This window comes from Ruegeria sp. BB9 (assembly GCF_056539345.1).
This window is the reverse complement of sequence record NZ_JBQFUU010000009.1, coordinates 1-7,984: the sequence shown is the minus strand read 5'-3', so window position 1 is coordinate 7,984 and position 7,984 is coordinate 1. Positions and strand designations below refer to the sequence as shown.

Annotated in this window: 9 protein-coding genes and 1 pseudogene; 7 read left to right on the top strand and 3 right to left on the bottom strand. The window is 53.1% G+C overall.

Features of this window, described 5'->3' with window-relative positions:
* Positions 1–154: 154 nt before the first annotated feature.
* Entirely contained in the window at positions 155–922 is a 768-nt protein-coding gene (locus ACR0FC_RS19210) for a helix-turn-helix transcriptional regulator (protein ID WP_093962973.1), read from the bottom strand.
* A gap of 153 nt (positions 923–1,075) precedes the next feature.
* Between ACR0FC_RS19210 and ACR0FC_RS19205 the strand changes: the two genes are divergently transcribed.
* From ACR0FC_RS19205 to ACR0FC_RS19185, 5 genes are read left to right on the top strand one after another with little or no spacing between them, the layout of a single operon-like run.
* Positions 1,076–2,176 (top strand): ABC transporter ATP-binding protein, encoded by a 1,101-nt coding sequence (locus ACR0FC_RS19205; protein WP_254432852.1) that lies wholly within the window; start codon positions 1,076–1,078, stop codon positions 2,174–2,176.
* Positions 2,177–2,210: 34 nt separating this feature from the next.
* Positions 2,211–3,374 (top strand): ABC transporter substrate-binding protein, encoded by a 1,164-nt coding sequence (locus ACR0FC_RS19200; RefSeq protein WP_170343059.1) that lies wholly within the window; start codon positions 2,211–2,213, stop codon positions 3,372–3,374.
* Between the two features lie 38 nt (positions 3,375–3,412).
* Positions 3,413–4,264, top strand: a complete 852-nt coding sequence (locus tag ACR0FC_RS19195) for an ABC transporter permease (protein ID WP_093962199.1) — start codon at positions 3,413–3,415, stop codon at positions 4,262–4,264.
* Positions 4,265–4,271: 7 nt separating this feature from the next.
* Positions 4,272–5,093, top strand: coding sequence for an ABC transporter permease (locus ACR0FC_RS19190; RefSeq protein ID WP_170343057.1), 822 nt, complete (start codon positions 4,272–4,274; stop codon positions 5,091–5,093).
* Positions 5,094–5,111: 18 nt separating this feature from the next.
* Positions 5,112–5,870: an SDR family NAD(P)-dependent oxidoreductase gene (locus ACR0FC_RS19185; RefSeq protein ID WP_170343055.1), complete on the top strand. Its 759-nt coding sequence runs from the start codon at positions 5,112–5,114 to the stop codon at positions 5,868–5,870.
* Positions 5,871–6,037: 167 nt separating this feature from the next.
* Here the strand turns inward: ACR0FC_RS19185 and ACR0FC_RS19180 are convergent, their stop codons facing one another.
* Positions 6,038–6,454 carry a MerR family transcriptional regulator gene (locus ACR0FC_RS19180; RefSeq protein WP_170343053.1) on the bottom strand — a complete coding sequence of 139 codons (417 nt, stop codon included), beginning with the start codon at positions 6,452–6,454 and terminating at the stop codon, positions 6,038–6,040.
* Positions 6,455–6,527: 73 nt separating this feature from the next.
* On the opposite strand from ACR0FC_RS19180, the gene ACR0FC_RS19175 reads away from it, so the two are divergent.
* Positions 6,528–7,166 (top strand): cation efflux transmembrane domain-containing protein, encoded by a 639-nt coding sequence (locus tag ACR0FC_RS19175; protein WP_170343051.1) that lies wholly within the window; start codon positions 6,528–6,530, stop codon positions 7,164–7,166.
* 65 nt (positions 7,167–7,231) lie between these two features.
* Positions 7,232–7,699, top strand: a complete 468-nt coding sequence (locus tag ACR0FC_RS19170; RefSeq protein WP_170343049.1) for a DUF411 domain-containing protein — start codon at positions 7,232–7,234, stop codon at positions 7,697–7,699.
* 104 nt (positions 7,700–7,803) lie between these two features.
* Here ACR0FC_RS19170 and ACR0FC_RS19165 read toward each other — a convergent pair.
* A pseudogene (locus tag ACR0FC_RS19165) lies at positions 7,804–7,984 on the bottom strand (IS6 family transposase); the annotation flags it as partial.

The following is a 7,984-nucleotide window of genomic DNA, read 5'->3' as shown; positions in this document are numbered from 1 at the left end:
CTCGGGACTGGTTTTGAAGTACTTGAAAGAGGCAGGTTTGGTCATGGGCAAAAGCTACGCAACCGTCCTGCCTGCCTCAAGACAAGTTCTTCTGACAAGACCCACAAGGTAGCAAGGTCGGCAAAACGGATAAAGTGGGTGTTCAAGGAACCTTTTAAAGCGCCTTTTCAATGAACTTTGAAAAAAGCTCACCCTGCGAGTTGATCCTAAGTTTCGCGTAAATGTTGCGTCTGTGGATGCGGACTGTGCCTGGAGAGATGCCGAGAATTGTGCCAACAGCTTCTGCCGAATGGCCCTTCAATGTGAACTCAACGACTTCTCGTTCTCGTGGCGTCAGAACGCCATCGCCAAATGCCTGGAATGCTAGATCAACGCGACGACTAACGCCATTCGCTGCGGCGCCGCGGGCCATCGTTGGGAAGTCACTCCAATGTTTGCAACAGGCTGCCCGAACGAGCGGCCATAGAGCGTGCAAATGACGAATTTCCTTGGCGGAAAAAGGCTTCTCTGCTCGCATGAGCGAGACCACAACCATCCCAGCGCCTGGGATATCGATAAAGTAGCCAATCTCCTCTGCTAACCCAGTCCTTTTGTAATAGCTGCGATAGTATTCGCCCTGATAGAACCTGTCCGGTGCGATATCGCGCATGCGGTACAGACCCGGCGTTATTGGTTTTGTCGCGGCCAAAAAAAATGGATCAAGTACGTAGGGCCCGGCTTGGTAATCCTCAACAAAAATACGCCGTTTGCTTTTGGGGAAATCGTCGTGAAGGTCTATTGGTGCTTCGGTTCCAACATGGCCAAACACCACCGTAAAATCAAATGGTGCGACCTGCCGTAAGCCATCTGCCAAAGCACATGGAAATTCTGGGGTTCCGATCTTCTCCACGACCCTGCCGGCCTCTTCCATCCAATCGTACACACGCCGCTCCAGATTTTCGAAAAGCACCTCTGTACCCCAATTGTGGTATATACAGTTATTCCGAGTTATTGTTACTTTTTCCTTGTTTGAGTGGTATGCCAACAAATGCCAAAAAATCAAGCAAAAGGAAAACGGCAGTATATGAGCTTTGACATGAGCGTCACCATGCAGACGATTGCGGAACTCCGAGGAGTGACCAAGACCTTCGGGAATGTGGTCGCCGCCAAAGACCTGAATCTTTCCATTGGGAAAGGAGAGTTCCTGTCGTTCTTAGGCCCATCTGGTTGCGGCAAAACCACTGCGCTTAGAATGTTGGCAGGTTTCGAGAAGCCAACCGAAGGTCAGGTGTTGCTCGATGGAGAAGTCGTCAACGACTTGGATGCGCACCATCGCCCAGTCAACATGGTGTTTCAGCACTATGCTCTTTTTCCTCACCTAAGCGTGTTCGACAACATCGCGTACGGCCTGCGCCAACAACGACCACGCGTAGACAAACAAACAATCGCGACAAAGGTTGAGCAAGCGCTGGAAACTGTCCGTCTTGGTGGGTTTGGCCCACGTCGCATCTGGGAGATGTCTGGTGGTCAGCAGCAACGCGTCGCTTTGGCGCGTGCGATCGTAAACGAGCCCAAGCTTTTGCTGCTTGATGAACCAATGGCTGCTCTGGATCGAAAGCTTCGAAAAGAAATGCAGTTTGAACTGCAGAACCTGCAACGACAACTAGGGATAACTTTTGTCCTCGTCACGCACGACCAAGAAGAAGCGCTTTCAATGTCCGACCGAATTTGTGTGATGGAAGGCGGCAGTATTGTGCAGGTTGGCAGCCCACGCGAACTCTATGACATGCCCCGCAGCCGCTACGTGGCTGGATTTGTAGGCACCTCAAATTTCTTTGATGCAACTGTGACTGACTCAGCAACCGACCAAATCACTGTGCGTTTAGCGAGTGGCCAAAAGGTGCACGGAACTCCGGAGATTCCAATAGATGCAGGGCAGGAAGTGTGCGTTAGTATCCGTCCTGAACAGATCACGCTGACCCGCGCGCTACCCACAGCTGAAATCGCTCTGCCAGTTACCATTCAAAATCGGATCTTCCTTGGGGAGCACACAGAATACCTTGCGCGCAACGAAGCACTGGGTGATTTCCATGTACTTGTGCCAAGGCAAGCGGAATTGAACGAGGGGACGTTCAATGCAGGAGAGCAGGCCTTTGTTTCATGGGGCGAAGGCGCACTGCTGATCCTGGAAAAATAACAAATCCCGCAATCCAACAACAGAGAGGTTCACAATGACCAAGGATAATGGGACTATTTCCAAGCAAAAGTTCATGGAAGAGCTTCGCCGGTACCAAAAGGGTTCGGTTACACGGCGACATTTCTTAGGCGTGACAGGTCTTGGGATGGCAACGGCCGTTCTGGGCACGGCCATTCCTGGGTTGCGTCCACGCCCGGCATTTGCTGCCGGGGAAATTGGCGACCGAGTGATCCTCGCCACATGGCCGAACTACCATGACGAGATGAACTTCGAAGCCTTCACGGAAGCCACTGGCGCCCATGTTCAGGTCAATGTTTTTGGCTCGAATGAAGAGATGTTGGCAAAACTACAGGCTGGAGGGTCTGGCTGGGACGTTTTCGTTCCAACCAACTACACGATCACTACGTATGTGGGTGAAGATCTGATCATCCCGCTCGATACGTCCAAACTGCCAAACTACGACGCAGGTTCATTCGAACAGCGCTTTTCCGATGCCGGTTCTGTCGATGGCCAGCTTTACGCGGTCCCAAAAAACTGGGGCACGACTGGCTTTGCAGTGAACACCAGCAAGCTTGACGGCGCTCCGACTCCAACCACATGGAAAGAGTTCTGGGACCTTACTATGGAAGGTTACTCAGGCCGGACAATGGTGCATGATTACCAACTCACCACCATCGGTAATGCCCTGAAATACTTCGGCTACTCCTTCAACTCGGTCGATGAGAAGGAACTGGCGGATGCCGAGAAATTGTTACTGGATGCCAAACCGCATCTGTTTGCAATCTCGTCGGATTATCAGCCACCGATGCGTAACGGTGACGCCTGGATGACGATGTGCTGGACAGGTGACGGCAAGCAGATGAATGTCGACATGCCTGAAATCGCCTACGTTCTGGGAACTGAGGGCGGTGAACTCTGGTCCGACTACTACGCTATTCCTAAGGGCGCACCCCATATGGATGCCGCTTATGCCTTGATCGACTTCCTGCTGAACCCGGAAGTTAATGCGAAAGAAGTCCTCGCCCACGGCTATCCATCGGCTGATGCTCGCACCAATGCGTTGCTGCCGAAGGAACTACTGGAAGATCCGATCCTTTATCCGGCAGCTGACCTTCTGAATGCACTCGAGTTCGGCGCGGCGGCTACACTAACCGATCCAAACCGTGCCGAGTTGCTCGCCCGCTTCAAGTCGGCCTAAGCGGCAAGGCCGCCAATATCGGAAAAGACGAGGACAAAATGACCGAACGAGGCAGAAAAGCACTGTTGCTGGCTCCAGCAGGAATATGGCTTTTGGTAATGCTAGCCCTTCCTCTGCTGGTCGTCTTCGTCTTTTCCTTTGGCGAACGGGGTGCCGCCGGAGGCTACGTTCCAGCGTTCACGTTGGAACAATATGCCAACCTTCCTGCGCGATGGACGGCGTTTAAGAACACTTTGATCCTTGCACCTCTGGGGACTATCGCTGCGTTGGTAATTGCCTACCCGCTCGCCTACTTTCTTGCAGTGCGTTGTTCACCAAAGTGGAGAACTTCGCTGTTGATCCTAGTGATCGTGCCGTTCTGGACATCGATCCTGATCCGGTCATACGCTTGGATTTTCATCCTTGGGGGGCGTGGCTTGCCCGCTTTACTGGAGTCGATCGGCATCGATGATATCCGCCTGATAAATACGCCGTTCGCTGTGCTTGTCGGGATTGTCTATGGGTATCTACCTCTGATGGTTTTCCCGATTTTTGTAAGCTTAGACAAACTGGATAAACGCCTTCTGGAAGCATCGGCTGATCTCGGCTCTACCCCATGGCGTACGTTCCGTCAGGTGACACTTCCTTTGTCGGTACCTGGTATCGCAACTGGCTGCATGCTGGTCTTCATCTTGCTGATGGGCGAGTTTCTGATCCCAGCGATCTTGGGCGGCGGAAAGGTCTTTTTCGTCGGAAATGCGCTGGTGGACCTGTTCCTGCAGTCTCGGAACTGGGCGTACGGATCGGCGGTCGCAATGACTCTGGTTGTCGTAATGCTTGTCACTGTCTCAATTTACATGAAATTCATCTCGCGCCTGGGTGGCCAGCGCGAAGATGTCTCGCTGATGTGAGGGTCCGATGCGCTTATACGCGATTTGCGTCTACCTTTTTCTCTATATTCCAATCGGCATCATCGCGCTTTTCAGCTTTAATGCCGGACGACACGCAAGCCAGTTCATGGGGTTCTCGACCCAATGGTATGGTAGAGCGCTGAACAACCCATTTGTAATGGACGCGCTCGAGACCAGTCTGCTTGCGGCATTAATAACTGCTTGCCTCGCATCCACTCTCGGAACCATGGCGGCCATCGCTTTACAAGGGGTTAAGGGATGGCTCCGAACTTTGTTTGATGCGATGATTTATATTGCGATAATGATACCCGGTATCGTCATCGGCATCGCGACACTCATTGCCCTGGTCACCGTATTCGGCTGGCTAAACCCGCTTCTTGCAAGCCTATGGCCCGATGGAGCAAATCCCCCGCAACTTTCCATGGGGATGCCCACGCTTGTCGCCGCCCACACCATGTTCACAATGGCGCTGGTCATAATCATCGTACGTGCAAGGCTATCGGGTATGGACCGCGCGCTCATGGAAGCTTCGGCTGACCTCTTTGCGACGCCCTGGGGCACCTTTCGACAGGTGACCCTGCCGTTGATAGCACCGGCAATTTTGGCAGGCTTCCTGCTCAGCTTCACTTTCTCATTTGATGATTTCATCATCGCGTTCTTCGTAGCTGGCTCAGAAACAACCCTGCCAATCTACATATTCTCATCCATCCGGCGCGGCGTAACACCCGAGATCAATGCCATCGGCACTATGGTTATGGGCGCGTCGCTCTTGTTGCTCGTAGCAGCGCAGCTGCTTTTGCGCCGAGGCGCCTCAAAATCGAAAAATTAAATAAAGGAGCCAAGTGACATGCGGCTTGCAGGTAAGGTCGCGCTCGTGACGGGCGCGGGATCAGGAATTGGTCGGGCGGGTTCAATGGCAATGGCACAAGAGGGTGCGCATGTTGTGGTAACCGATCGCGATGCAACACTTGCTGAAGCCACTGTGGCCGCGATCGTAGCGCAGGGAAATCAAGCATCTGCCATACAGCTTGATGTGACCGATGACGATGCCCTTACCAGAACCATAGACCAAGCAGTTAAAAACTTCGGTCGGCTTGACGTGTTGCACTCTCACGCTGGGTTGCAGATCGAAGGAACGCTGGAAGAAGTGGAACCAGATGGAATGGATGCTTCTTGGGCATTGAATGTCCGCGCTCACTTCATTGCCGCGCGTGCAGCCGTCGCCCATATGAAATCACAAGGTGGAGGCAGCGTGATCGTCACGGCCTCCAATTCTGGGGTTCAATATGACCGGGGTATGATCGCCTATGCGACTACAAAGCACGCTGCTGTTGCGATGGTTCGGCAGATGGCAGCCGACTACGCTGTCCATGCAATCCGTTTCAATGCCCTATGTCCAGGATTTGTAGACACCCCTTTCAATGCAGGCTTCGAAAAGCAGATGGGAGGCCGTGCCAAACTGGAAAGCTACATCGAGCAGGCGATCCCCATGAGTCGATGGGCGACAGTTGAAGAGATTGGCCATGGGATTGTCTATTTAGCTTCAGATGAATCCGCTTTTATGACGGGGCAAGCCCTGGTTATCGATGGCGGTGAATGCATTTAGTGATGGGTTAGACCGCTCAAGAGAATGTCTATCGCCGCAATTCATTTTGGCGAGCACATTTCAGTCCGCTTTGGGCTCGAGGCAGACGTTCGCTCACCTACGCTCAATGACTGCATTGCGGACGAAGCTGCCGATTATGATCACTTAATTGATGTCCGCTTTTGGGATCAGTGATCTTGATCACACAGGTCGTGGTCTGCAAGCGAAGCCAAGACATAACAGTCTTCTACTACGCCACGACCGTCGCATCCTTGAGCAATACGCTTCAGTTCATTCTCCAGCGCCTTTAGCCTTTTGATCTTCGCTCGCACTTCGGACAACTGACCTTCGGCAATCTTGGTGGCGGCTTCGCATGACCGGTCCGGATGATTTTGCAACTCGATCAGCGAAGAAATCGCTTCTATGGAGAAGCCAAGATCACGCGCATGACGGATGAAGCTCAGGCGTTCCAGACCCTCATTTGTGTAACGCCTCTGGTTGCCAGCTGTACGTTCCGGCTCTGCCAGCAGCCCCATTTCTTCGTAGTAGCGGATGGTCGGAACTTTGACTTTCGTGCGCTTTGAAAGCTCTCCGATGGAAAACATGAAAATACCTCTTGAACCTCTAGTCACTAGAGGCACTACACTATGATCAAGACAGATTCAAAAAGGCTTTCCAATGTCAGGATGTTGTGGGCATGACGCCAAGTTCGATGGCGTGTCAGATGATTACAAAAGGCGGCTATGGATCGTCATTGCGTTGAACGCGACGATGTTCGTAGTCGAGATGACCGCTGGTCACTACGCAAAGTCACAGGCGCTTCAGGCTGATGCTCTCGACTTCCTCGGCGACGCACTGACCTATGGTATCTCGCTCGCTGTGATCGGTGCCTCAGTTCGCGCCCGCACCAATGCAGCTTTGGCCAAAGGGGTGAGCTTGCTTTTGATGGGCCTTTGGGTATTCGGATCGACCGTATACCGCGTCTTCTATGTCGGCGTCCCTGAAGCTGAGATCATGGGCATAATCGGAGCTCTTGCACTGGCTACAAACCTTGCCAGTGTGTTGTTGCTTGTCAGCTACAAAGACGGCGATGCCAATGTCCGCTCTGTCTGGCTCTGTTCGCGGAACGATGCCATCGGCAATGTGGCCGTTATGTTTGCGGCCTTGGGCGTCTGGGGAACGGCAAGCGGTTGGCCAGATCTGATTGTCGCAGCGATCATGGCAACGCTGTTTCTTTCTTCTGCTTTCCAGATCGTGCGCCAAGCGCTCGCCGAGCGCCGGGAAGTTGGAGAACATCAGCATGCTTACCGGGGATGAAGACAACCTATCACGAATGATGCGAAATTTGCTCAATTGAGTCGCAAGTAAAGAGGACTCTCACTATGCACCTGAAACGCCGCCAAATACTGACTTACGCCGCAGGCTTCGCCAGCACAGCACCATTTGCCACGTTTGCGCAAAACACACCTTCCATCCATGTTCTCAAGGATCCGAATTGCGGCTGTTGCAGTGCTTGGATCGATATCCTTCGGCAGGAAGGCTTTCGCGTTACCGAGGAGCGCAGCTTTGGAACACTGCTCGTCCGCCACAAATTGGACAACGGCATTCCCGAAAAAATGATCTCCTGCCATACAGGCGAGATCGATGGCTACATGATCGAGGGGCACGTACCGGTTGCCGACATTCGTCGTCTGTTGGAGGAGCGACCTAGCGCCATTGGACTTGCTGTTCCTGGGATGCCTTTCGGTTCGCCTGGGATGGGGCCGGAAGATCGTCGTGAGGCTTACGATGTGTTTTTGTTCCGTCGGGACGGCGCTACCGAGGTATTCACGAGTTACGAAGCGGCCTGAGGCGACAGTCATCGAGCGGAAACAGTACGAAGGAGGAGAAGATGACACGGAGGTGCTGTCAGACGAATTCGAACCAGTCTCAGTTTGCCGCGGAAACCGCGAACCTATCCGGAACAAAGTTGACGCCACTCGCGTAGAGCGGCGGCGCGGGTCAGCTTGAAGGTGTCTCGACTGGCTAACGGTCTTTCCTGGTTGAAGTGATTGTAGACGGAGGAATGGACGGAGGCGAATTTCTGTAGACTTCGCATGCGCCTGAAACGCTGCATCGCGCGTTCGCGTCGTCGA

Excerpts from the sequence above, each read along its gene's own strand:
- ACR0FC_RS19185 (WP_170343055.1), top strand. The coding sequence starts at position 5,112 with ATGCGGCTTGCAGGTAAGGTCGCGCTCGTGACGGGCGCGGGATCAGGA.
- ACR0FC_RS19180 (WP_170343053.1), bottom strand. The coding sequence starts at position 6,454 with ATGTTTTCCATCGGAGAGCTTTCAAAGCGCACGAAAGTCAAAGTTCCG.
- ACR0FC_RS19190 (WP_170343057.1), top strand. The coding sequence starts at position 4,272 with ATGCGCTTATACGCGATTTGCGTCTACCTTTTTCTCTATATTCCAATC.
- ACR0FC_RS19200 (WP_170343059.1), top strand. The coding sequence starts at position 2,211 with ATGACCAAGGATAATGGGACTATTTCCAAGCAAAAGTTCATGGAAGAG.
- ACR0FC_RS19175 (WP_170343051.1), top strand. The coding sequence starts at position 6,528 with ATGTCAGGATGTTGTGGGCATGACGCCAAGTTCGATGGCGTGTCAGAT.
- ACR0FC_RS19195 (WP_093962199.1), top strand. The coding sequence starts at position 3,413 with ATGACCGAACGAGGCAGAAAAGCACTGTTGCTGGCTCCAGCAGGAATA.
- ACR0FC_RS19205 (WP_254432852.1), top strand. The coding sequence starts at position 1,076 with ATGAGCGTCACCATGCAGACGATTGCGGAACTCCGAGGAGTGACCAAG.
- ACR0FC_RS19170 (WP_170343049.1), top strand. The coding sequence starts at position 7,232 with ATGCACCTGAAACGCCGCCAAATACTGACTTACGCCGCAGGCTTCGCC.